This window comes from Streptomyces sp. NPDC005266 (genome assembly GCF_040607655.1).
In the GTDB taxonomy this organism is placed as follows: Bacteria; Actinomycetota; Actinomycetes; order Streptomycetales; family Streptomycetaceae; genus Streptomyces.
On the sequence record NZ_JBEXHC010000018.1, the window covers coordinates 58,228 to 81,664 of the forward strand.

General features: G+C 69.8%; 18 protein-coding genes and 1 pseudogene. 10 read left to right on the top strand and 9 right to left on the bottom strand.

Annotation, left to right across the window (positions count from 1 at the left end; genetic code table 11):
* Positions 1-192 precede the first annotated feature (192 nt).
* On the top strand, positions 193-483 hold the full coding sequence (locus tag ABZU99_RS26305; RefSeq protein WP_355949293.1) for a ferredoxin: 291 nt from the start codon (positions 193-195) through the stop codon (positions 481-483).
* A gap of 4 nt (positions 484-487) precedes the next feature.
* On the opposite strand, the gene ABZU99_RS26310 is transcribed toward ABZU99_RS26305, so the two are convergent.
* The 3 genes from ABZU99_RS26310 to ABZU99_RS26320 all read right to left on the bottom strand — a co-directional run bounded on the left by ABZU99_RS26310 (position 488) and on the right by ABZU99_RS26320 (position 3,515).
* Positions 488-1,072 carry a hypothetical protein gene (locus tag ABZU99_RS26310; protein ID WP_355949296.1) on the bottom strand — a complete coding sequence of 195 codons (585 nt, stop codon included), beginning with the start codon at positions 1,070-1,072 and terminating at the stop codon, positions 488-490.
* A 137-nt stretch (positions 1,073-1,209) separates the two neighbouring features.
* The gene (locus tag ABZU99_RS26315; protein ID WP_355949299.1) at positions 1,210-2,175 is read right to left on the bottom strand and encodes a tRNA (adenine-N1)-methyltransferase; all 966 of its coding nucleotides are present in this window, start codon (positions 2,173-2,175) and stop codon (positions 1,210-1,212) included.
* A gap of 86 nt (positions 2,176-2,261) precedes the next feature.
* A complete protein-coding gene (locus ABZU99_RS26320) occupies positions 2,262-3,515 on the bottom strand; it encodes a site-2 protease family protein (RefSeq protein WP_355949301.1) in 1,254 nt (417 codons plus the stop codon).
* 129 nt (positions 3,516-3,644) lie between these two features.
* On the opposite strand from ABZU99_RS26320, the gene ABZU99_RS26325 reads away from it, so the two are divergent.
* Together ABZU99_RS26325 and ABZU99_RS26330 are read left to right on the top strand one after the other, a co-directional pair.
* Entirely contained in the window at positions 3,645-4,538 is an 894-nt protein-coding gene (locus ABZU99_RS26325) for a PD-(D/E)XK nuclease family protein (RefSeq protein ID WP_355949304.1), read from the top strand.
* A gap of 63 nt (positions 4,539-4,601) precedes the next feature.
* Positions 4,602-5,273, top strand: coding sequence for a response regulator transcription factor (locus ABZU99_RS26330; protein WP_138911454.1), 672 nt, complete (start codon positions 4,602-4,604; stop codon positions 5,271-5,273).
* 215 nt (positions 5,274-5,488) lie between these two features.
* Here the strand turns inward: ABZU99_RS26330 and ABZU99_RS26335 are convergent, their stop codons facing one another.
* From ABZU99_RS26335 to metH, 4 genes are all read right to left on the bottom strand, one after another.
* Entirely contained in the window at positions 5,489-7,084 is a 1,596-nt protein-coding gene (locus ABZU99_RS26335) for an ABC transporter substrate-binding protein (RefSeq protein ID WP_355949308.1), read from the bottom strand.
* 53 nt (positions 7,085-7,137) lie between these two features.
* Positions 7,138-8,742 (bottom strand): ABC transporter substrate-binding protein, encoded by a 1,605-nt coding sequence (locus ABZU99_RS26340; RefSeq protein WP_356050077.1) that lies wholly within the window; start codon positions 8,740-8,742, stop codon positions 7,138-7,140.
* 337 nt (positions 8,743-9,079) lie between these two features.
* Complete coding sequence (locus ABZU99_RS26345; RefSeq protein WP_355949313.1) at positions 9,080-9,781, bottom strand: HAD family phosphatase; 702 nt, start codon at positions 9,779-9,781, stop codon at positions 9,080-9,082.
* A 149-nt stretch (positions 9,782-9,930) separates the two neighbouring features.
* Complete coding sequence (gene metH / locus ABZU99_RS26350) at positions 9,931-13,437, bottom strand: methionine synthase (RefSeq protein ID WP_356050079.1); 3,507 nt, start codon at positions 13,435-13,437, stop codon at positions 9,931-9,933.
* Positions 13,438-13,664: 227 nt separating this feature from the next.
* On the opposite strand from metH, the gene ABZU99_RS26355 reads away from it, so the two are divergent.
* The 6 genes from ABZU99_RS26355 to ABZU99_RS26380 all read left to right on the top strand — a co-directional run bounded on the left by ABZU99_RS26355 (position 13,665) and on the right by ABZU99_RS26380 (position 20,212).
* Positions 13,665-14,429 carry an IclR family transcriptional regulator gene (locus ABZU99_RS26355; RefSeq protein ID WP_355949319.1) on the top strand — a complete coding sequence of 255 codons (765 nt, stop codon included), beginning with the start codon at positions 13,665-13,667 and terminating at the stop codon, positions 14,427-14,429.
* A 254-nt stretch (positions 14,430-14,683) separates the two neighbouring features.
* Positions 14,684-15,466: an MIP/aquaporin family protein gene (locus ABZU99_RS26360; RefSeq protein WP_355949322.1), complete on the top strand. Its 783-nt coding sequence runs from the start codon at positions 14,684-14,686 to the stop codon at positions 15,464-15,466.
* Between the two features lie 42 nt (positions 15,467-15,508).
* Entirely contained in the window at positions 15,509-17,035 is a 1,527-nt protein-coding gene (glpK, locus tag ABZU99_RS26365) for a glycerol kinase GlpK (RefSeq protein WP_355949325.1), read from the top strand.
* A gap of 4 nt (positions 17,036-17,039) precedes the next feature.
* Positions 17,040-18,650, top strand: a complete 1,611-nt coding sequence (locus ABZU99_RS26370) for a glycerol-3-phosphate dehydrogenase/oxidase (RefSeq protein WP_355949328.1) — start codon at positions 17,040-17,042, stop codon at positions 18,648-18,650.
* A 287-nt stretch (positions 18,651-18,937) separates the two neighbouring features.
* A complete protein-coding gene (locus tag ABZU99_RS26375; RefSeq protein WP_355949331.1) occupies positions 18,938-19,408 on the top strand; it encodes a hypothetical protein in 471 nt (156 codons plus the stop codon).
* Between the two features lie 132 nt (positions 19,409-19,540).
* Positions 19,541-20,212, top strand: a complete 672-nt coding sequence (locus ABZU99_RS26380; RefSeq protein WP_356050082.1) for a FadR/GntR family transcriptional regulator — start codon at positions 19,541-19,543, stop codon at positions 20,210-20,212.
* 115 nt (positions 20,213-20,327) lie between these two features.
* Here the strand turns inward: ABZU99_RS26380 and ABZU99_RS26385 are convergent.
* Positions 20,328-20,423 (bottom strand): annotated as a pseudogene (locus tag ABZU99_RS26385) (SDR family NAD(P)-dependent oxidoreductase); the annotation flags it as partial.
* Positions 20,424-20,772: 349 nt separating this feature from the next.
* Here ABZU99_RS26385 and ABZU99_RS26390 point away from each other — a divergent pair.
* A complete protein-coding gene (locus ABZU99_RS26390) occupies positions 20,773-21,945 on the top strand; it encodes a PAC2 family protein (protein WP_356050084.1) in 1,173 nt (390 codons plus the stop codon).
* A gap of 189 nt (positions 21,946-22,134) precedes the next feature.
* On the opposite strand, the gene mshC is transcribed toward ABZU99_RS26390, so the two are convergent.
* Entirely contained in the window at positions 22,135-23,364 is a 1,230-nt protein-coding gene (gene mshC, locus ABZU99_RS26395) for a cysteine--1-D-myo-inosityl 2-amino-2-deoxy-alpha-D-glucopyranoside ligase (protein ID WP_355949340.1), read from the bottom strand.
* Positions 23,365-23,437 lie beyond the last annotated feature (73 nt).

Consider the following 23,437-nt stretch of genomic DNA (forward strand, 5'->3'; position numbering starts at 1 on the left):
ACCCCTAGATCACAAACCCGGTCGGCGTGTGTCCGATCTTCACCCTTGCGCACTCCCTCACGCCAGGTGAATACCCACCCAACAACATCGGAAAGCGAGCGGTTGTATCGTCGAGACGGTCAACGCCCGCCAGGGCTGGCGATATTTAGACACTGTTGAATCACGTATCGAGGGAACGGCAGGCGACGCACCGTGCGGAACGAGGAGCTCGGCGATCTTGAAGTGTGGATTGACCAGGACCTGTGTACCGGCGACGGCATCTGCGCCCAGTACGCGCCCGAGGTCTTCGAACTCGACATCGACGGTCTAGCCTACGTCAAGAGCGCCGACGATGAGCTCCTGCAGGACAAAGGCGCGACCACCCCGGTACCGCTGCCGCTGCTGACCGAGGTCGTGGACTCCGCCAAGGAGTGCCCCGGCGACTGCATCCATGTGCGGCGCGTGGCCGACAGGGTCGAGGTCTACGGACCCGACGCCGGGTAGCGGATCACACACTCCCCGGAACCGGCAGCGCCTTCAGTACGAACTTGCCGTCCCGCCACTGCCAGTTGACCTTCCGTTGCAGATCCGGACAGCAGCGCGGGACCCGGGACGAGGAATATCCCAGCAAGGTGGCCGAAACCGTCGTTCCGCGCACCGCGAAACCCCGGATGCTCATCCCTTCCTTGGGATCGACGAACGTCGCCACGACCCGGGGCGCACCGCCCCGGCGCACCGGCTGCCCGAGCACGTAGACGCCGCTGGGCGGGGTGCCGGTCGCGGAGTGGCAGCGCACGACGGCGACGGTTTCCGGCCGTCCGTCGCCGTCCAGGTCCGCCGAGCCCCGGTCCAGCACATCCGGCTTCGTCCCCGGGCAGTTCATCGGATAGTCCGCGGCGCGGGGATCGGGAGCCGTCAGGCCCGGGAGAGTGCCGGTGCGATGCGCGGAGTACGTGGTGGCCGTGCCGGCCTTGGCGTCCGCGGACTGGAAGACCGAGGCTCCGGCGATGACGCCGGCCACGGCGGCCGCGGTCGCGACCCAGTGCACCGGACGGGGGTGGGTGTGCGCGAGATCCGGGCCCAGAGGCTGCACGCGGGACGACTCCATGTGAGAGCTGCGGGGGGATGCCCCGCATCGTGCCACATCTCACAGCGGCGCGGCCACCGTCCCGCACGGGGAAATCGGTGGCCGCGCCGAGCCGTTGAAGGCGGGATGACCGGCGAGGCGGGTCAGCTGCCCCCGTCCGGCGCTTCCGGCGCGCGGGAAGCGGCCTGCTTGCCGCCTGCCGCGTCCGCGGCGCCGGCGTCCTTGCCGCTGCCGTAGCCCGCGTAGTCCTCGCCGTACGCGCCCTTGGCGGGCCTGCGGCGGCGAAGTGGCGGCTCCACGCCGTCCGCGAGGCGGCGGGCGGTGAGCAGAAAGCCGGTGTGGCCGATCATGCGATGGTCCGGCCGCACGGCGAGGCCCTCGACATGCCAGGTGCGGACCATGGTTTCCCAGGCCGACGGCTCGTTGAAGGTGCCGTGCTCGCGGATGGACTCCACGGTGCGGGCGAGCTGGGTGGTGGTGGCGACGTACGCGCACAGGATGCCGCCGGGGACGAGCGCCTTGGAGACGACCTCCAGGCACTCCCAAGGAGCGAGCATGTCCAGGATGACGCGGTCGACGTCGGTGTCGGACAGGTTGTCCTGGAGGTCGCCGACGGTCAGCCGCCAGGCGGGGTGCGGGGCGCCGAAGTAGCGCTCGACGTTCTGGGAGGCGATCTCGGCGAAGTCGGCCCGGCGCTCGTAGGAGTGCAGCATGCCCTGGTCGCCGATGGCCCGCAGCAGGAAGGCGGAGAGCGAGCCGGAGCCGACGCCCGCCTCGACGACACGTGCGCCGGGGAAGATGTCGGCCATCGCCAGGATCTGCCCCGCGTCCTTGGGGTAGACCACGGCGGCACCGCGTGGCATGGACAGGACATAGTCGGGGAGCAGGGGACGCAGCGCGAGATACGCGACGTTTCCCGTGGTACGCACGACAGTTCCCTCGGGGGCACCGATCAGCTCATCGTGGGGGAAGGATCCCTTGTGGGTGTGGAAGTTCTTCCCGGCCTCGAGCGTGAAGGTGTAGTGGCGTCCCTTGGGGTCGGTGAGCTGGACCTGGTCCCCGACCTGGAAGGGCCCGCGACGGCGGGCGGCACCGGTCGGTTCGGACATGTGAACAGCCTACCGGGCTCCCACCGGTGCCCAGGACCGTGCGGGCTCCCTCCGACGCGGGGGAAGCCCCCGGAGACAGGCGCCCCTCAGGACGGCGGCGCGGAGGGCGTGCGCGCCATGGCCGCGACGAAGGCGCGCTCGACGTCGGCCGTGGAGAGCACGCCGTAGATCTCGCCCGTCACCTCGACCACCAGGTACTCGGTGGCGGGGGTGGCCCGCAAGGTGTCCAGCAGCTCCTCACCGGTGAGCTCGGCGGAGACCCGCATGCCGTCCTTCAGGTCCTGGGCCAGGCCGCTGACCGCGACCCAGGGGCGGCGGTGCTCGGGGATCCCGACGATGGCCGCCTCCCGTACGACGGCGGTCGGGGCTCCGTGGCCGTCCACGACGACCAGGGCGCGGGCCCCGGCCTCGTTCGCCCGGCGCAGCGCCTCCGAGAGCGGGGTGTCGGCGGCCACCGGGACGGCGCGCCGGGTGAGCGTACGGGCGCGCAGATCCGGCAGCCGCTCCCGCAGCCGGGCCATGCGCAGGCTGTTGCCCGCACCGGTCCAGATGATCGCGGCGAGTATGGCGGCGAGCAGGGCGTCGGTGAGCGAGTCGACGCTGCCGAAGCTCTCGGGCTCACCGCCCAGCCCGCCCGCCTGGGTGAGCAGCGGCAGCCCGACGAGGACCGCGACGGCCAGCGCGCGGCCGCTCCAGGCGGCGGCGACGGTGCCGGTCATGGGCCTGCCGCTGATCTTCCAGACGACGGCACGCAGCATCCGGCCGCCGTCCAGCGGCAGGCCCGGCAGCAGATTGAAGGCGGCCACGATGAGGTTGGAGGCCATCAGGCCGGCCAGCAGCACCCCGGGCACCGTGTCGGGGTCCACGACCAGCATGCCGAGGTAGAAGACGCCGGAGAGGACCAGGGAGAGCAGCGGGCCGACGAAGGCGAGCACAAACTCGCGGCCGGGCGTCTCGGACTCCTTCTCGATCTCCGAGACGCCGCCGAAGAACTGCAGCTGGATCCGGCGCACCGGCAGCTTGAAGCGGAGCGCGGCCACGGTGTGGGCGAGCTCATGGACCAGTACGGAGGCGTAGAAGGCGACCGCGAAGAAGAGCGAGACCAGATAGCGTGCGGCGCCGAGCTCCGGCAGCACCCGTTCCAGCTGGCCGCCGAAGACCCAGGTGATGAGTGCGGCGACCAGAAACCAGCTGGGCGAGACATAGACCGGTACCCCGAAGGGCCGGCCCATCAGAAAACCGCCGCCCGCCTCGGGTGGCCGCTGCGGTTTGGCGCCCTCGGGCTCGGTCGTGCGGTCCGCTCCCCCGTCGTCGGACTGCCGCTGCCCGCTGTTGTCCACGGTGTCCCCTCGTCGGATGCGTCCCTCGCACCCCTCTTTTGATACGGTCCCCACGATCATGCAGTGCGCGAGGCTCGGACGTCGATGGTATGCGTCCGGCTGTCCGTGGCGGGCCGTAGGGTCTTCGGCATGGGAACCACCACCGGGAAGGCCGAACCCGCGGCCGGGCCAGCGAAGTCCGACCGCCCCGCCTCGTTGTCGCCCTCACGCGCGGCCGACTTCATGCGGTGCCCCTTGCTGTACCGCTTCCGAGTGATCGACAAACTGCCGGAGAAGCCGAGCGCCGCCGCCACGCGCGGGACGGTGGTGCACGCGGTGCTGGAGCGGCTCTTCGATGCGCCCGCGGCCGAGCGCACCGCCCCGCGCGCCCGCTCGCTGGTGCCCGGTGAGTGGGAGCGGCTGCTGGCGGCCAAGCCGGAGCTGGCGGAGCTGTTCCGGGAGGAGGACGGCGCCCCGGCCCCGGAGCGGCTCGCCGAGTGGCTGACGGGGGCCCAGACGCTGGTGGAGCAGTGGTTCTCGCTGGAGGATCCGACGCGTCTGGAGCCCGCGGAGCGGGAGCTGTTCGTGGAGGCGCAGCTGGAGTCGGGGCTGACGCTGCGTGGCATCATCGACCGGCTCGACATCGCCCCCACCGGTGACGTACGGATCGTCGACTACAAGACGGGCAAGGCCCCCGCGCCGCGGTACGCGGGCGAAGCGCTGTTCCAGATGAAGTTCTACGCCCTGGTGCTGTGGCGGCTGCGCGGCACGGTGCCGCGCCGCCTTCAGCTGGTCTATCTGGGCAGCGGCGATGTGCTGACGTACGACCCGGACGAGCGGGATCTGCGCACCGTGGAGCGCAAGGTGCTGGCCCTGTGGGAGGCGATCCGGCTGGCGACGGAGACGGGGGCCTTTCTGCCGCGCCAGACCAAGCTGTGCGGCTGGTGCGATCACCAGGCGCACTGCCCGGAGTTCGGCGGCACTCCCCCGCCGTATCCCCTGCCGACGGTTCCGGCGCAGTCCTCGGGGCGGAATGACCCCTGAGGGTGGTGAATCGGCGGGGACGGGCAGAATGGATGCGGTCTGCGGTCTAACGAAGGAGATCCCGTGGCGATCCGCGTCCTACTGGTCGATGACCAGCCGCTGCTGCGCACCGGCTTCCGAATGATTCTGGAGGCCGAGCAGGATCTGGTGGTCGTCGGCGAGGCCGGGGACGGTCTGCAGGCCCTCGACCAGGTGCGGGCCCTCCAGCCCGATGTGGTGCTGATGGACATCCGGATGCCGCGGATGGACGGCGTGGAGGCGACCCGTCAGATCACGGGCCCGGGAAGGGACGGCCCGGCCAAGGTGCTGGTGCTGACCACCTTCGACCTGGATGAGTACGTGGTGGAGGCGCTCCGCGCCGGGGCCAGCGGCTTTCTGCTGAAGGACGCTCCGGCCACCGAGCTGGTGCAGGCCATCCGGGTGGTGGCGGCGGGCGAGGCGATGCTGGCGCCGAGCATCACCCGCCGGCTGCTCGACAAGTACGCCGGGCATCTGCCGTCGGGCGAGGAGCCGGTTCCGGACACTTTGCACACCCTGACCGAGCGCGAGGTCGAGGTGCTGAAGCTGGTGGCCCGGGGGCTGTCGAACGCGGAGATCGCCGCGGATCTGTTCGTCAGCGAGACGACGGTGAAGACCCATGTGGGCCATGTGCTGACCAAGCTGGGCCTGCGGGACCGGGTGCAGGCCGCCGTGTACGCGTATGAGAGCGGGCTGGTGCGCCCCGGCGCGCAGTAGGCGGTCGCCGGGGCGTAACACGCCCCGGCGGGATGACCGGCGCTCTCCCTCGTGCGGGACTTGGCCATGTCCGGTTCGCGAAGGTGGACATCGGCGGCCCGGGAACCGGCACGCTGAGCGGCGAGCCGGCCGGAGCCGACTGGTCCGCCCCGGCGCGCGGTAGCGGCACCGGGGCGGACGGGCTGATCGGCGGCCCCGCAGGGAAGGGCCGCCCGTCAGCCCTTCGGCGTCTTGGCGATCTCCCAGAAGCGGAAGACCGTCGAGGAGTCGAGGGTCCACTGCAGCCCGGTGATGTCGTCCTGTGCCACCGCGTACTGCTTGCCCTGCCACAGCGGCAGCATCGGCACCTCGTCGGCGATGATGTCCTGTATCCGCTGGAAGTCGCTGACCGTGGCCTCACGGCTGGGCTGCTCCGCGGTGGCGGGGATGAGCTGGCTGGTCAGCTGCGGCGAGTTGTAGTGGTTGGCCAGCACGTTGCCGTTGCCGAAGAACGGGGCGACGAAGTTGTCCGGGTCCGGGTAGTCGGGCACCCAGCCCTTCACGTAGACCCCGTACTTCCCGTCGGCCACGCCCTTCTCGTACGCCGCGACATCCACGCTCTTCACATCGACGTCGAAGAGCCCGCTGGCGTTGAGCTGCTTGGCGATCTGGCGCAGGCCCGGGACGGTGCCGGGGCCATAGCGAATCGGGGTGCCCCACAGCGTCAGCCGGACCTTGCCGGTGATGCCCTCGTCGCGCAGCGCCTGCTTGGCCTTCTGGGGCTGCGGCCGGTCGCCGTACTTGTCGTAGAAGGCCGTGTTGTGGCCGGTGATGCCGGCCGGGACGACCGAGTAGAGCGGCTCGGCGGTGCGCTTGTAGACGTCCCGCACCAGGGTGGAGCGGTCGATGAGGTACGCCATGGCCTTGCGCACCCCGAGCTTGCCCGCCACCGGGTGCTTCATGTTGAAGACGAGGTGCTGGACCTCGGCACCGGTGCCCTCGACAACGTCCAGGCTCTTGCCGCCGCCGATGCTCTGCGCCTGCAGATCGGCGAGATCCTTCATGGCCAGCCCGCGGTAGGCGAGATCGACGTCGCCGTTCTGCACGGCGGACTTCAGCCGCTTCTGCTCACCGTGGAAGAACTTCATGGTCAGTCCGGAGTTCTTGACCTTGGCGGACCCCTTGTAGTCCCGGTTGACGGAGAAGTCCGCCTTGCTCGTGTCGAAGGAGTCCAGCTTGTAGACGCCGGAGCCGACCGCCTTGTTGTCGGTGCGCAGCTTGTCGGCCGCGTATTCCTGGTGGTCGACGATGGATCCGGCGCCGGAGGCGATCTTCTGCGGGAAGGTGGCGTCGGCGTTCTTCAGATGGAAGACGACGGTCCGCTCGTCCGGGGTGGCGATCTTCCCGATCGACCCGAACATCACCGCCGGACCGTTCTCGTCGTTGATCCGCAGGGTGCGCTCGAAGGAGAACTTGACGTCCTCGGAGGTGAGCGGATGACCGTTGGAGAACGTCAGATCGTTCTTCAGGGTGCAGGAGTAGACCCGGCTGGTGTTGTCCTTGAAGCTGCACTTCTCCGCCGCCTCCGGCTGCGGGGTGGTGCTGCCCTTGGGGAAGCTCAGCAGGGACTGGAAGACGTTGTTGAACAGCAGCCAGGAGCCCGGGTCGTAGCCGGATGCCGGGTCCGTGGCCAGCACCTCGTCCGACATCCCCATGACCACGTGCTCGCCGCTGCCCGCGGCGTCACCGTCTTCACTGCCGCATCCGGTGAGCAGGGCAGCGGCCAGCCCCGCGCCGAGGGGAGCTGCCAGCCACTGATCACGTTTCCTCACGGGTAAGTTCCTCACACTCTCGTAGTCTTCTTCTCGGCCCCCGTCTGTCGGTTCTAGTCTTCGACGCCGCGGCCGATCTCCTGCAGCTGCAGATTGGTCGAGGAGTCGAACGCGTACTCCGCCCCGATGATGTCCTCACGGGCCGCCACGTAGGTGTTCTCCTGCCACAGCGGCAGATAGGGCACATCGTTGGCGACAGTGTTCTGGATGGACTTGAAGTCCTTGTCCGCGAGGGTGCGCTGGGCCTCCTGCCGGGTCTTCGGGATCAGCTCGTCCTGGATGGCGCTGTTGTGGTAGGGCGAGTTGAGGAAGTTGTCCTTGGTGAGGAAGGGCGCGATGTAGTTGTCGGGGTCCGGGAAGTCCGGCAGCCAGCCCATACCGTAGGCGGGGTACTGACGCTTGATGAGCGAGGGGCGGAACTTCGCCCACGGGATGCCCTTGATCTTCACGGAGAACAGATCGCTGCGGTTGAGCTGCCGCTGCAGCTCCTTGAACTCCGCTGCCGTCTGCGGGCCGTAGTGATCGGTGGTGTAGGTCAGGGTGAGCTTCACCGGGGTGGTGACGCCGGCGGTGCGCAGCACGCGGCGGGCGGCGGCGGGGTCCGGGTCGCCGTACTCGTTGTGGAACGAGTTGATGTGTGAGCTGACGCTGGTCGGGATCAGCGAGTAGAGGGGCTCGGCGGTGCGCTTGTACACATCGCGCACCAGCGCCTGCCGGTCGACCAGGTAGGCGATGGCCTGCCGGATCGCCTTGCTCTTCACCGACGGGTCGGCGGTGTTGAAGCCGAGGTAGCGGATGCCCTGGCCGGAGGACTCGAAGAGGCGGACGCCCTTGACCTGGCCCCTGTTGAGCTTGTCGATCTGCTGGGGCGAGAAGCCGCGGTGGACCAGGTCGACATCACCGCCGACCAGTGCCTTCTCCATGGCGGAGGCGTCATTGAAGAAACGCATCTCCACCTTGTCGTTCTTCAGCTTCAGATCGCCCTTGTAGTGGCTGTTCCTGGTGAAGATCACCTTCGTCAGGAGGTTGCCACGCATTTCGGTCTTCGCGGCGTACGGGCCGGAGCCCATCACGTCGAAGCCCTTGCGCAGCGCGTCCCCCTGGTAGACCTCGCTGTCCACGATCGCCGCGGCGGGGGTGGTCAGCTTGGACGGGAAGGTCGCGTCCGGGGCGCGAAGGTGGATGACGACCTCGCGGTCGCTGGGGGTCTCCACCTTGTCCACGTTGGACAGCAGCGACTTGGGGCCGTTCTGGTCGTTGATGCGCAGGACCCGGTCGAGCGAGAACTTGACGTCCTCGGAGGTCAGCGCGTGGCCGTTGGAGAACTTCAGTCCGCTGCGCAGGGTGCAGCGGTACTGCTCACTCTGCCGGTCCTGGAAGCCGCAGCGCTCGGCCGCGTCGGGTATGGGCTCGGTCCCGGAGCGGGGCAGCCGCATCAGCGTCTGGAACGTGTTGTGCAGCACGCTCCAGGAGGCGAAGTCATACGCCAGGGCGGGGTCCAGGGGCGCCGGGGCGACGTTGGTCGCCTCTATACGGTCGGTGCTGCCCAGGACGATCGCACTCCCGTCGGAGCCCGATCCGTCGCTGCCACCGCACGCGGTGAGCGCGGATACCAGAAGGCCGGCCACGGCAGGCGGCACCAGCGACTTGCGCTTCATTGTCGGGAGTCTCCCTGCGATCGATCAACTGCTCGCGACGAGATTAGTCCGCGGCGCCAGCCATGCTGGGACACAACGAACTTGAGGCGATATCACGCCCCGATAACGAGAGACGGCCGACCGATATCCGAACGCGGTCGCGTTTCGTACGGCGTGTCACCAATCCGGACACAAGGGCCGACTCAAACCACCCCAGAGGGGACGCACAGCAGGGACCGACCCCGTTTGTCGACGGTATGGGCAGTGACAAACATCACGTTCGAAGTGGAGCCGGTGAGCCTCGAAAAGGAAGCGCGCTATTCAGTCTGCAATTTACAGAAATACGCACAGTGCGCGATCAGTGCATTGCAGTGACGAGCGTGTGCAGAAAAGGGAGATCGACTTCTTCCAGCGAGCGGATGATCGTACGGCCCGCTGCGGGCTCGATCGGCACCACGGAGGGCACCGCCACCACCCGGCAACCCGCCGCCTCGGCCGCCCGGACGCCCGTCACGGTGTCCTCCACCACCACACAGCGGGCCGGGTCGGCGGCGAGGCCCGCGGCGGCGAACAGATACGGGTCCGGATGCGGCTTGGTGCGGTCGACCTCGTCGCCCGCGACGGTCAGGGCGAAGTTCTCCGGACCCAGCGAGCGCAGGACGCGGTCCATCACCCGCCGGTGCGAGGCCGAGACGAGCGCGGTGGGGATGCCGTGCGCGGCCAGCTCGGTGAGCAGCCGGCGGGCACCGGGCAGCATCGGGACGCTGCCGTCGATCAGCTCGGTGAAGCGGCTGTTCAGCAGGCCAGTGAGCTCCGCGAGCGCGATCTGGGCGCCGGTGGCCTCGATCAGGAAGGAAGCGCTGCGGGCCATCGGGCCGCCGACGACCACCTCGCGGTACTCCTCCGCGAGCGCATGGCCGAGCTCGGCGAAGATCGAGACCTCCGCGTCCCACCAGATGCCCTCGGTGTCGACCAGGGTGCCGTCCATGTCGAGCAGGACGGCTTGGAGAGCGGAGCCTTCGGCCGTACGGGTCTCGACGGCGGGGATGCTGCTGGTCATCCAAACACCTCCGGATAAGGGGCACGAAGGCCGGCCCCCTTCCGCGATACGGAAGACGACCGGCCTCTACCGGATCGACCAGTCTACGTCGCGCCGGGCCGCGGCGCTTGATGGCCGCCGTAAGGCGCCCACGGACGGCCCAGGGGCCCCTACCGGGCGTTGAAGTACTTCGCCTCCGGATGGTGGATGACGATGGCGTCCGTGGACTGCTCGGGGTGCAGCTGGAACTCCTCCGAGAGCTTCACCCCGATCCGCTCCGGCTCCAGCAGGTCGGCGATCTTCGCGCGGTCCTCCAGATCCGGGCAGGCGCCGTAGCCCAGCGAGAAGCGGGCGCCGCGGTACTTCAGCGCGAACATGTCCTCGACATCGCTCGGGTCCTCCCCGGCGAAGCCCAGCTCGGCCCGGACCCGGGCGTGCCAGTACTCGGCCAGCGCCTCGGCCAGCTGGACGGACAGCCCGTGCAGCTCCAGGTAGTCACGGTAGGAGTCGGCGGCGAACAGCTCGGCGGTGGCCTCGCCGATCTTCGAGCCGACCGTCACCACCTGCAGCCCGACCACATCGGTCTCCCCCGACTCCTCGGGCCGGAAGAAGTCCGCGAGGCACAGCCGGCGGCCGCGGCGCTGGCGCGGGAAGGTGAAGCGGGTCCGCTCGCTGCCGTCCTCGTTCAGCAGGACCAGGTCCTCGCCCTTGGACACGCACGGGAAGTAGCCGTAGACGACGGCCGCCTCCAGCAGGTTCTCGGTGTGCAGCTTGTCGAGCCAGCCGCGCAGCCGCGGTCGTCCCTCGGTCTCCACCAGCTCCTCGTAGCCGGGCCCGTCGCCGGTGCGGGCCTGCTTGAGCCCCCACTGGCCCTTGAAGAGGGCGCCCTCGTCCAGCCAGGAGGCGTAGTCGGCCTGCTGGATGCCCTTGACGACCCGGGTGCCCCAGAAGGGCGGTTCCGGTACCGGGTTGTCGGTGGCCACGTCCGAGCGCGCGGGACCCTCGTCGGGCTCCGGCTCCCGCACCTCGACGGCGCGCCGGGGGACGCGGCGCTGCTTGAGCTCGGGGAGGGTGGCGCCGGGGACGCCGCGCTTGACGGCGATCAGCGCGTCCATGAGGCGCAGCCCCTCGAAGGCGTCGCGGGCGTAGCGGACCTCGCCCTCGTAGATCTCGTGCAGGTCCTGCTCGACATAGGCCCGGGTGAGCGCCGCGCCGCCGAGGATGACGGGGTAGTCGGCGGCCAGCTTGCGCTGGTTGAGCTCCTCCAGGTTCTCCTTCATGATCACGGTGGACTTCACCAGCAGCCCGGACATGCCGATCACATCGGCCCGGTGCTCCTCGGCGGCTTCCAGGATCGCGGAGACCGGCTGCTTGATGCCGAGGTTGACCACGTTGTAGCCGTTGTTGGACAGGATGATGTCGACGAGGTTCTTGCCGATGTCATGGACGTCGCCGCGGACGGTGGCCAGCACGATGGTGCCCTTGCCCTCCGTGTCCGACTTCTCCATATGGGGCTCGAGGTGCGCCACCGCGGCCTTCATGACCTCGGCGGACTGGAGGACGAAGGGCAGCTGCATCTGTCCGGAGCCGAACAGCTCGCCGACGACCTTCATGCCGTCCAGCAGCGTCTCGTTGACGATGTCGAGGGCGGGCCGCTCCCCCAGGGCCTCGTCGAGGTCGGCCTCCAGGCCGTTGCGCTCCCCGTCGATGATGCGCCGCTTGAGCCGCTCCTCGAGCGGCAGGGCCAGCAGCTCCTCGGTCTTGCCCGCCTTGAGCGACTTCGCGGTGGCGCCCTCGAAGAGCGCCATCAGCTTCTGCAGCGGGTCGTAGCCCTCCGCCCGACGGTCGTAGATCAGGTCGAGAGCCGTGGTGACCTGCTCCTCGTCGAACCGCGCGATCGGCAGGATCTTGCTGGCGTGCACGATCGCCGAATCGAGGCCCGCCTTGACGCACTCGTCGAGGAAGACCGAGTTGAGCAGGATGCGGGCCGCCGGGTTCAGGCCGAAGGAGATGTTCGACAGGCCCAGCGTGGTCTGCACGTCCGGGTGGCGCCGCTTCAGCTCGCGGATCGCCTCGATGGTGGCGGTGCCGTCCTTGCGGGACTCCTCCTGCCCGGTGCAGATCGTGAAGGTGAGGCAGTCGATGAGGATGTCCGCCTCGTGGATGCCCCAGTTGCCGGTCAGGTCGGCGATCAGCCGCTCGGCGATCTCCACCTTCTTCTCGGGCGTACGGGCCTGGCCCTCCTCGTCGATCGTCAGCGCGATCAGGGCGGCACCGTGCTCCTGGGCGAGCCGGGTGACCTTGGCGAAGCGCGACTCGGGGCCGTCCCCGTCCTCGTAGTTGACCGAGTTGATCACCGCTCGGCCGCCCAGCTTCTCCAGCCCCGCGCGGATGACGTCCACCTCGGTGGAGTCGAGCACGATGGGGAGGGTGGAGGCGGTGGCGAAGCGGCCGGCCAGCTCCTCCATGTCGGCGACGCCGTCGCGGCCCACGTAGTCGACGCACAGGTCGAGCAGATGGGCGCCCTCGCGGATCTGCTCGCGGGCGATCTCCACACAGTCGTCCCAGCGGCCCTCCAGCATGGCCTCGCGGAACTTCTTGGAACCGTTGGCGTTCGTCCGCTCGCCGATCGCCAGATACGAGGTGTCCTGGCGGAACGGAACGGACTGGTAGAGCGAGGCGGCGCCGGGCTCGGGGCGCGGCTCGCGCTCGCCGGGGGTCAGGTCGCGGACCCGCTCGACGACCTGGCGCAGATGCTCCGGGGTCGTACCACAGCAGCCGCCGACGAGGGACAGGCCGTACTCGCGGACGAAGGTCTCCTGGGCGTCGGCGAGCTCGCCCGCGGTCAGCGGGTAGTGCGCGCCGTCCTTGCCCAGCACCGGCAGACCGGCGTTCGGCATGCAGGACAGCGGGATACGCGAGTGGCGGGCGAGATAGCGCAGATGCTCGCTCATCTCGGCCGGGCCGGTCGCGCAGTTGAGGCCGATCATGTCGATGCCGAGCGGCTCCAGGGCGGTCAGCGCCGCGCCGATCTCGGAGCCCAGCAGCATGGTGCCGGTGGTCTCGACGGTGACCGAGCAGATCAGCGGCAGGTTCGCGCCGGTGGCGTCCAGGGCGCGGCGGGCGCCGAGGATCGCGGCCTTGGTCTGCAGCAGGTCCTGGGTGGTCTCCACCAGCAGGGCGTCCGCGCCGCCGGCGATCATGCCCTCGGCGTTCTGCTGATAGGCGTCGCGCAGCGTGGTGTAGGGGGCGTGGCCAAGGGTGGGCAGCTTGGTGCCGGGGCCCATGGAGCCGAGCACCCAGCGCTGGCGGCCGTCGGCCGCGAATTCGTCGGCGACCTCGCGGGCGATACGGGCGCCGGTCTCGGACAGCTCGAAGACGCGCTCGGGGATGTCGTACTCGCCGAGCGCGGCGTGGTTCGCGCCGAAGGTGTTGGTCCCGACGCAGTCGACGCCGACCGCGTAGTAGGCCTCGTGGACGGACCGCACGATGTCCGGGCGGGTGATGTTGAGGATCTCGTTGCAGCCCTCGAGCTGCTGGAAGTCCTCGAGGCTGGGGTCCTGCGCCTGGAGCATCGTCCCCATCGCGCCGTCGGCGACCACCACACGGGTGGCCAGTGCCTCGCGGAGTGCGTCGGCTCGGGCGGCGGGCGTGGACGATGGCGTATGCGAGGCCATGGATGTGCTCCCTGGAGTGCGACGGCTGTCGGCTTTGCGCCCCCGGTCAGGAGGGCGCACCACGCCAGCGTAACTGCCGGGGCTCTTTCCTCGAGGACTGTCCCATCTGCCGGGACGGGACAGCCGGGACCCGCTGTTGATCGTTTGGGATGCCCATGCAGTACCACGGTGTCGACATGGACCGATAGTGTTCAGCATTGTCGAACCGCAGTCAGGAGGGGTAGGCGATGGCCCGGAACATCCAGTCCTTGGAGCGAGCTGCCGCGATGCTACGCCTGCTCGCCGGTGGTGAGCGACGTCTGGGACTGTCCGACATCGCCTCCACCCTCGGGCTGGCCAAGGGCACCGCGCACGGAATCCTGCGCACCCTGCAGCAGGAGGGGTTCGTCGAGCAGGACGAGGCCTCGGGCCGCTATCAGCTCGGCGCGGAGCTGCTGCGCCTGGGCAACAGCTATCTGGACGTGCACGAGCTGCGCGCCCGCGCCCTCGTATGGACGGACGACCTGGCCCGCTCCAGCGGCGAGAGCGTGTATCTGGGCGTGCTGCACCAGCAGGGCGTGCTCATCGTCCACCACGTCTTCCGCCCCGACGACAGCCGGCAGGTGCTGGAGGTCGGCGCCATGCATCCGCTGCACTCCACCGCCCTGGGCAAGGTGCTGTCCGCGTACGACCCGGTCGCGCACACCGAGGTGACCGAAGGCGCACGGAAGGCGTTCACGCCGCGCACGGTGACCGGCGTCGAGGAGTTCGAGGACCTCCTGGCCCTGACCCGGGCACGCGGCTGGGGCGCGGACGTGGAGGAGACGTGGGAGGGCGTGGCGTCGGTCGCGGCCCCCATTCACGACCGGCGGCGGCTGCCGGTGGGCGCCGTGGGCATAACGGGCGCGGTCGAGCGGGTGTGCGATGACGGGGAGCTGCGCTCGGAGCTCGTGGCCGCGGTACGGGACTGTGCGCGCTCCGTTTCCCGGGACCTGGGCGCCGGTCGCTTCTGACCAGGACCGATGTCTGGCCCCGCCCCTTCCATCACGGTTTCACATCCTCGCGATTTTTCCTTCACACGACCCTTGACGGGGCATTCAGCGTGAAGAAAACTGCCGTTCATCGGTCGGCATTGTCGAACACCTGACGACAATATTCGCTATGGTGGACTCGCCGCGGGCCGACCAACGCCCTCCCATGAGGGCGCGGATCCTCGGCAGGAGCCGGGGGTTCGCCTTCCCCTGGACGAAGGACAAAGGAGTCGCGGGTGTCCAGCTCCGACATCTTCATCGGCGAGACCATCGGTACCGCCGCACTCATCCTGCTCGGCGCCGGTGTGGTCGCAGGCGTCGTACTCAAGCGTTCGAAGGCCCTGAACGCGGGCTGGCTTGCCATCACCTTCGGGTGGGGCTTCGCCGTGCTCATCGGCGCCTACATATCGGCTCCGCTCTCCGGGGCGCACCTCAACCCGGCCGTCACCGTCGGCATCGCGGTCACCACCGGCGAGTGGGGCGACGTTCCGGTCTACTTCGCGGGCCAGATGCTCGGCGCGATGCTCGGCGCCACGCTCGCCTGGCTCTCCTACTACGGTCAGTTTCAGGCCCACCTCACCGACCCGGAGATCGTGGGCCGGAAGGACGATGAGGGCCTGGTCGACAAGGCCGCGGCCCCGGCCGCCGGCCCGGTGCTGGGCGTCTTCTCCACCGGCCCGGAGGTCCGGAACGTGGTGCAGAACCTGGTCACCGAGATCATCGGCACCGCCGTGCTGGTCCTGCTGATCCTCACCACCGGCCTCACCAAGGGCCTGGGCGTCTCCGGCACCGGAGTGCTGATCGTGGCCCTGTCGGTCGTCGGTATCGGCCTCTCGCTCGGCGGCCCGACCGGCTACGCCATCAACCCGGCCCGTGACCTGGGCCCGCGTATCGTGCACGCCCTTCTGCCGCTGCCCAACAAGGGCGGCTCGGACTGGGGTTACGCCTGGATCCCCGTCGTGGGCCCGCTCGTCGGCGGCGCTCTCGCCGGCGGTCTCTTCGAGATCGCGTTTGCCTGAGCCGACCCCAATACACCGACTTCGCAGGAGAGCATTCACACCATGACTGACACACACAGCACCGGACCGTTCATCGCCGCGATCGACCAGGGCACCACCTCCAGCCGCTGCATCGTCTTCGACCGGGACGGCAGAATCGTCTCCGTCGACCAGAAGGAGCACGAGCAGATCTTCCCCAAGCCGGGGTGGGTCGAGCACAACGCGACCGAGATCTGGGAGAACGTCCAGGAGGTCGTGAGCGGCGCCATCACCAAGGCGGGGATCACCGCCGCCGACGTCAAGGCGATCGGCATCACCAATCAGCGCGAGACCACCGTGCTGTGGGACAAGAACACCGGTGAGCCGGTGCACAACGCGCTCGTCTGGCAGGACACCCGTACCGACGCCCTGTGTCGCGAGCTCGGCCGCAACGTCGGCCAGGACCGCTTCCGCCGCGAGACCGGCCTCCCGCTGGCCTCCTACTTCGCGGGCCCGAAGATCCGTTGGCTGCTCGACAACGTCGAGGGGCTGCGCGAGCGCGCCGAGTCGGGCGACATCCTCTTCGGCACGATGGACTCCTGGGTCATCTGGAATCTCACCGGCGGCGTCAACGGCGGTGTGCACGTCACCGACGTCACCAACGCCTCCCGCACGATGCTGATGAACCTGCAGACCCTGGACTGGGACGAGAAGATCCTGTCCTCGATGCACATCCCGGCCGCGGTGCTGCCGAAGATCCGCTCCTCCGCGGAGGTGTACGGACGGACCGCCGAGGGCGTCCTCGCGGGCGTGCCCGTGGCCTCCGCGCTCGGCGACCAGCAGGCGGCCCTGTTCGGCCAGACCTGCTTCTCCGAGGGCGAGGCCAAGTCCACGTACGGCACCGGCACCTTCCTGCTGATGAACACCGGCGACAAGCCGGTCAACTCCTACAACGGCCTGCTGACCACCGTCGGCTACCGGATCGGCAACGAGAAGCCGGTCTACGCCCTGGAGGGCTCCATCGCCGTCACCGGTTCGCTGGTGCAGTGGATGCGCGACCAGATGGGCCTGATCAACAGCGCCGCCGAGATCGAGACCCTCGCCAGCTCGGTGGACGACAACGGCGGCGCGTACTTCGTGCCCGCCTTCTCGGGCCTGTTCGCCCCGTACTGGCGGGATGACGCCCGCGGTGTCATCGCGGGTCTGACCCGCTATGTCACCAAGGCGCACATCGCCCGTGCGGTGCTCGAGGCCACCGCCTGGCAGACCCGCGAAATCGTCGACGCGATGACCAAGGACTCCGGCGTCGAGCTCGCCGCGCTCAAGGTCGACGGCGGAATGACCTCCAACAACCTGCTGATGCAGACGCTCTCGGACGCCCTCGACGCACCCGTGGTGCGCCCGATGGTCGCCGAGACCACCTGCCTCGGCGCCGCCTACGCCGCCGGCCTGGCCGTCGGCTTCTGGCCGGACACCGATGCCCTGCGCGCCAACTGGCGCCGGGCCGCCGAGTGGACCCCCCGTATGGAAGCGGACGTTCGCGACCGCGAGTACAAGAACTGGCTCAAGGCCGTGCAGCGGACCATGGGCTGGATCGAGGACGAGGAGTAATCACATGACCACCCTGCAGAGCGTTCCCTCCCTCGGAACGCACCCGGCTGCCGGCTCGCACCCGAGCCGCGCCGAGACCCGGGAGCAGCTGTCCAAGGCAACGTACGACCTCCTGGTGATCGGTGGCGGCATCCTGGGCATCACCACTGCCTGGCACGCCGCGCAGTCCGGGCTGCGGGTGGCCATGGTGGACGCCGGCGACTTCGCCGGCGCCACCTCCTCCGCTTCCTCCAAGCTGCTCCACGGCGGCCTGCGCTACCTCCAGACCGGCGCGGTCAAGCTGGTCGCCGAGAACCACTTCGAGCGGCGCGCGGTCTCCCGCACCGTCGCCCCGCATCTGTCCAACCCGCTCACCTTCTACCTGCCCGTCTACAAGGGCGGCCCGCACGGTGCGGCCAAGCTCGGCGCGGGCGTCTTCGCCTACTCCGCGCTCTCCGCGTTCCGTGACGGCGTCGGCCATGTCATCGGCGCGGAGAAGGCCGCCCGCGATGTCCCGGAGCTGCGCACCGAGGGCCTCAAGGCGGTCGCGGTCTACGGCGACGGCCAGATGAACGACAGCCGCATGGCCCTGATGACGGTCCGGGCGGCGGCCGAGGCGGGCGCCACCGTCCTCAACCACGCCGAGGTCGTCGGGTTGCGCAAGACCGACGGCCGGGTGACCGGTGCCGAGCTCAAGGACCGCACCGACGGCACCGAGTTCGGTGTCGACGCCCGTCTGGTGCTCAACGCCACCGGCCCCTGGGTGGACCACCTGCGCCGGATGGAGGACCCGAACGCGGCACCGTCGATCCGGCTCTCCAAGGGCGCGCATCTGGTCCTCAAGCGCACCTCCCCGTGGAAGGCGGCGCTGGCGACCCCGATCGACAAGTACCGCATCACCTTCGCCCTCCCCTGGGAGGACATGCTGCTGCTGGGCACCACCGACGAGGCATTCGAGGGCGACCCGGCCGACGTCGCGGTCAACGAGGCCGACATCACCCAGATCCTGGACGAGGCGGCCTTCTCCATCCGCGACCAGCAGCTCTCCCGCGATCTGATCACCTACTCCTTCGCGGGCCTTCGCGTACTGCCCGGCGGCCCGGGCGACACCGCCAAGGCCAAGCGGGAGACGGTGGTCACCGAGGGCAAGGGCGGCATGCTCTCCATAGCGGGCGGCAAGTGGACCACCTTCCGCCACATCGGCCGCACCGTCATGAACAAGCTCGCCGAGCTGCCCGGCCGCCCGCTCGCGGACGACATGGAGCCGGTCAAGCTGCTCCCCAAGCACATGCCACTGCCCGGTCTCGCCAGCCCGCACGCGGTCGAGCACCGGCTGCTGGTCGACGGCGGTACGCCGGGACCGCGGATGGCCGCCGACACCGCGCGCCATCTGGCCACCCACTACGGTTCGCTCTCCTTCGACATCGCCCGGCTCGCGAGCGGCGACGCCGCGCTCGCCGAGCGGATCCACCCGGACGCCCCGGAGATCTGGGCACAGGTCGTCTACGCCCGGGACCACGAGTGGGCGCAGACGGCGGACGATGTGCTGCGCCGCCGTACCACTCTGACGATCCGTGGCCTGGACTCCCAGGACATCCGGACCCGGGTCGAGGAGCTGCTGGCCAAGCCCGCCTGATACTCCCCTCAGACCGCTGACGGGCCCGGGCGGCCGGGTGAGACCTCGTTTCACCCGGCCGCCCGGGCTTTTTCGGGCCGGGCTGTGCGGGCTGTGCGGGCTGTGCGGGCTGTGCGGGCTGTGCGGGCTGTGCGCCGGAGGGCTACCTGACCCGCGCGTTGACAAATCAGCGGAATCGCTCTTGCTTTCTTCGGTGGCACGCGCATCAATGACATCGCCCGCTGTGACGGGCAGTCAGGAACGACCCCCCCACATCGCGCACTTCCCCCACACCGGAAGGCAGTCCCATGAGACGTATCAAGCTCGGGATCAGCACGGCACTGGGAGCGGCGGCACTGGCCACCGGCGCGCTCGCCCTGGCGCCGACGGCGACCGCGGTCACGCCCACGACCGCGACCCTGACAGCCGACTGCGGGTCCTTCGGCTCCGGCCTGGCGACGCTGGTGGCCACGCAGGACGGCACCTCGGCGACGATCACCCTCTCCTCGTCGGCGGTCAAGGCGTCGCTCGACGTGCCGGCGGGCTCGGTGAACTCGACGCTCACCCTGTCGAAGAACGGCACCGACACCACGACGTTCACCGGCAGCTCCAACCCGGCACTCCCGTCCGGCTCCGATGTGAGCACCGGCCCGCTGACCGGCACGGTCGCCGCGGGCGACGTGCTGGAGGCCACGTCGCTGAAGCTCGTGATCTTCGGCCTCATCACGGTGAACTGCACCGCCACGTCCGCGCAGTCGCCGGGACCGTTCACCTTCTGAGGCTCCTCGCCGGCAGCGCAGAGCCGACACACACAGCCGACCGGCGGCGTCCCCGGCAACGCCGCCGGTCCGCCCGCGCCTGTACGCCATAATGGTCCAGAGGTCGGACGTTTGACGCGGGGAGGTCCACCAATGGCGGTCACCGACGAGGCGATCGAGAAGATCAAGGGCATGATCGTCTCCGGTGCGCTGCGGCCGGGTGACCGGCTCCCCAAGGAGAGCGAACTGGCCGCCGATCTCGGCCTGTCCCGCAACTCGCTGCGCGAGGCGGTACGGGCCCTGTCGCTGATCCGGATCCTGGATGTGCGGCAGGGCGACGGAACGTATGTCACCAGCCTCGACCCTCAGCTGCTGCTGGAGGCACTGAGCTTCGTCGTCGACTTCCACCGTGACGACACCGTGCTGGAGTTCCTGGCGGTGCGGCGGATCCTGGAACCGGCCGCCACCGCGCTGGCCTGCACCCGGATCCGCGACGCCGAGCTGGAGGCGCTGAGCGCCCAGCTCGACGCGCTCGGGCCGGAGCCAACGGTGGAGGAGCTGGTCGCCTGCGATCTGGAATTCCACCGCCGCATCGTCCACTCGTCGGGCAACTCGGTGCTCTGCTCGCTGCTCGACGGGCTGTCGGGACCCACTACCCGGGCCCGCGTCTGGCGCGGTCTGAGCCAGCAGGACGCGGTCAGCCGCACCCTCCATGAGCACCGGGCGATCCTGGCCGCGCTGCGGGACCGCGACGCGGAGGCGGCACGGTCCTGGGCGACGGTGCATATCGCCAGCGTGGAGCAGTGGCTGCGCTCCACGCTGTGAGGACGCTGCCGATTCAGCCGTCCGGGCCGCAGGCGCGGGCCGCGTTGGCGCCGAAGACGACGGCGTGCTGCGGCAGCCCGGCAGTGGCGGCGATCGAGCACGTACACCGGTCGGGTCGGTCGAGCACGGCCACCCGCACGCCCCGGTCGCGCAGCGCGGTGGCGACGGCGGCGCCGATGCCGGAGGCGCCGCCGGTGACCAGCGCGGCCAGCGCTTCGAAGTCGCCGCCGCGTCCGGTGCGTTGGGATCCGGATTCATCGCGTCCGAGCGTCCAGCCGCTCGGCCGTGGGAAAGTCGGAGGCAGACTCGATGGGGGCTCCATGAGCGAGGGGCACAAGGACATCGGATCTTTCGTGGTGATCCGATGTATAGCGCTTCCTGCTCGAGGCCGTCCAACGGTACGCCCGCGTTTCCAGCAGACAGGTCGGATGAATCTCCTAGTACTGCTGTACGGGGGCTGCGGTGACAGGCCCTGGAAGCCGTAGGCTTGGGACGCACGCAATGGAACTGCAGCCGGCGGCGGTACCGACCTGTCCGCCCCGGTCGGAAGGAGGCGCTGGGTGATCGAGCTTGAGGGGGTTCCCGAGCTGATCGACCCGGTCATGATCTGTGCCTTCGAGGGCTGGAACGATGCCGGAGACGCCGCCTCCACCGCGGTCGGGCACTTGGACCGGGAGTGGAAGGGCGAGATCTTCGCCGCGCTCGACGCGGAGGACTACTACGACTTCCAGGTCAACCGGCCCACCGTGGCGCTGGAGGGCGGGGTCCGCAAGATCACCTGGCCGACCACCCGGCTCTCGGTGGTCCGGGCGGAGAACGGGGAGAAGTCCCGCGATCTCGTGCTGGTGCGCGGCATCGAGCCGAGCATGCGCTGGCGGTCGTTCTGCAATGAGATCCTCGGCTACGCCCATGAGTTGGGCGTGGAGATGGTCGTCGTCCTCGGCGCGCTGCTCGGCGACACCCCGCACACCCGGCCGGTGCCGGTCAGCGGGGTCACCTCCGATCCGGACCTGGCCCGCAGCCTCGACCTGGAGGAGACCCGCTACGAGGGCCCGACCGGCATCGTCGGGATCCTTCAGGAGGCCTGCACCCACGCCGGGGTCCCGGCGGTGAGCCTGTGGGCCGCCGTACCGCACTACGTCTCGCAGCCACCGAACCCGAAGGCCACCCTGGCGCTGCTCAACCGCCTCGAGGATCTGATCGGGGTGCGCATCCCGCTCGGCGAGCTGACCGAGGACGCCCGCGCCTGGCAGCTGGGCGTGGACCAACTGGCCGCCGAGGACAGCGAGGTCGCCGAGTACGTCCAGTCGCTGGAGGAGGCGCGCGACACCGCCGAGCTGCCGGAGGCGTCGGGCGAGGCCATCGCCCGGGAGTTCGAGCGCTATCTGCGGCGGCGCGACGGCCAGCCCGGACCGGGCGGCCACGCGACCGAGAGCGGCGGCGTCGCGGACGGCCGGGAGGGCGGTACGGGCGCCTCGTATCTGCGGGACTCGACCAGCGGTCATCCGCGGCCGCGCAAGCCGTCCCCCAAGGACGACGTGGCCAAGGACGACTCCGAGGACGCCGACGGCGACGAAGGCGGTACGGACCAGGGCGGCGACGGGGAGCAGAGCGGCGACGGGGAGCAGAGCGGCGACCGGGAGCAAAGCGGCGACGGGGAGCAAAGCGGCGACCGGGAGCAGGGCAGCGACGGGGAGCAAAGCGGCGACGGGGAGCAGAGCTCCGGCCAGTAACCACAGCGGCCGCCCGGGACAGCAAGAGGGCGGGCCCGCACCGGGAGGATTCCGGTGCGGGCCCGCCCTCTTGCTGTCCCCTTTTTGACGGCTCGGTTCGCCTCCGCGGCGCTCAAGCCTCCCCCAGCTACCTCTGGGAGGTGCCCCCAGCCGATATAGAGGGCCCCGGAGGCGAACTGGGCCCTGACATCACAGCGCCACGCCGAGGAGCGCGTCCACGGCGCGGGACACCAGACCGGGCGCCCCCTCGTCCGTGCCGCCGGCGGACGCCTGCGTGGCGGCCCAGCGGTCGACGGCGGCCAGGGCGGCCGGGGCGTCGAGGTCGTCCGCCAGAGCCTCGCGGATCTCCTCGATCAGCGCGTCGGCCGACGGCCCGTCCGGCCGGGAGACGGCGGCGCGCCAGCGGCCGAGGCGCTCCTCGGCCTCCCGCAGCACCTCGTCCGTCCACTCCCAGTCCGCGCGGTAGTGGTGGGCCAGCAGCGTGAGCCGGATGGCCGCCGGATCCACTCCGTCGCGGCGGAGCGCGGAGACGAAGACCAGGTTGCCCTTGGACTTGGACATCTTCTCGCCGTCGAGGGCGACCATCCCCGCGTGCACATAAGACTGGGCGAACGGCCGCTCACCGGTGAGCACCTGGGCGTGCGAGGCCCCCATCTCGTGGTGGGGGAAGGCGAGATCGGATCCGCCGCCCTGGACGTCGAAGCCCATGCCGAGGTGGTCGAGGGCGATGGCCACACACTCGATGTGCCAGCCGGGGCGGCCGGGGCCGAGCGACCCGCCGTCCCAACTCGGTTCGCCCGCACGGGCGGCGACCCACAGCATCGGGTCGATGGGGTTCTTCTTGCCGGGGCGCTCCGGGTCGCCGCCGCGCTCGGCGGACAGCAGCCGCATGGCCTCGGCGTCGAGCCGGCTGACCGACCCGAACGACGGATCGGACTCCACGGAGAAGTAGATGTCGCCCTCGAGCTCATAGGCGGCACCCAGGTCGCGCAGCCGCTCCACGAGCGGCACGATCCCCGGTATCGCCTCGACGGCGCCGATGTAGTGACGCGGGGGGAGCATCCGCAGGGCCGTCATGTCCTCGCGGAAGAGGGCGGTCTCGCGCTCGGCGAGGGCCGTCCAGTCGTCGCCGTTCGCCACGGCCCGCTCCAGCAGTGGATCGTCGATGTCGGTGACGTTCTGGACGTAGTGCACCTGCCGCTTGGTGTCGAGCCACACGCGCTGAACGAGGTCGAACGCGTTGTAGGTCGCCGCATGACCCATGTGGGTCGCGTCGTACGGGGTGATCCCGCAGACGTAGATGCGCGCGACGGGACCGGGGGTGAGGTTGATCCGTCCCCCGGTCGCGGTGTCGTGAATGCTCAGGTCGCGGCCACTGCCGGGCAGGGCGGGAACCTCAGAAGCGGGCCAGGCATACATGCAATGAGCGTAACCGGATGCCGGTTCCGGATACGAACCGGACCAGTGCTGTTGGCCGGATAGGCGGTCTTGC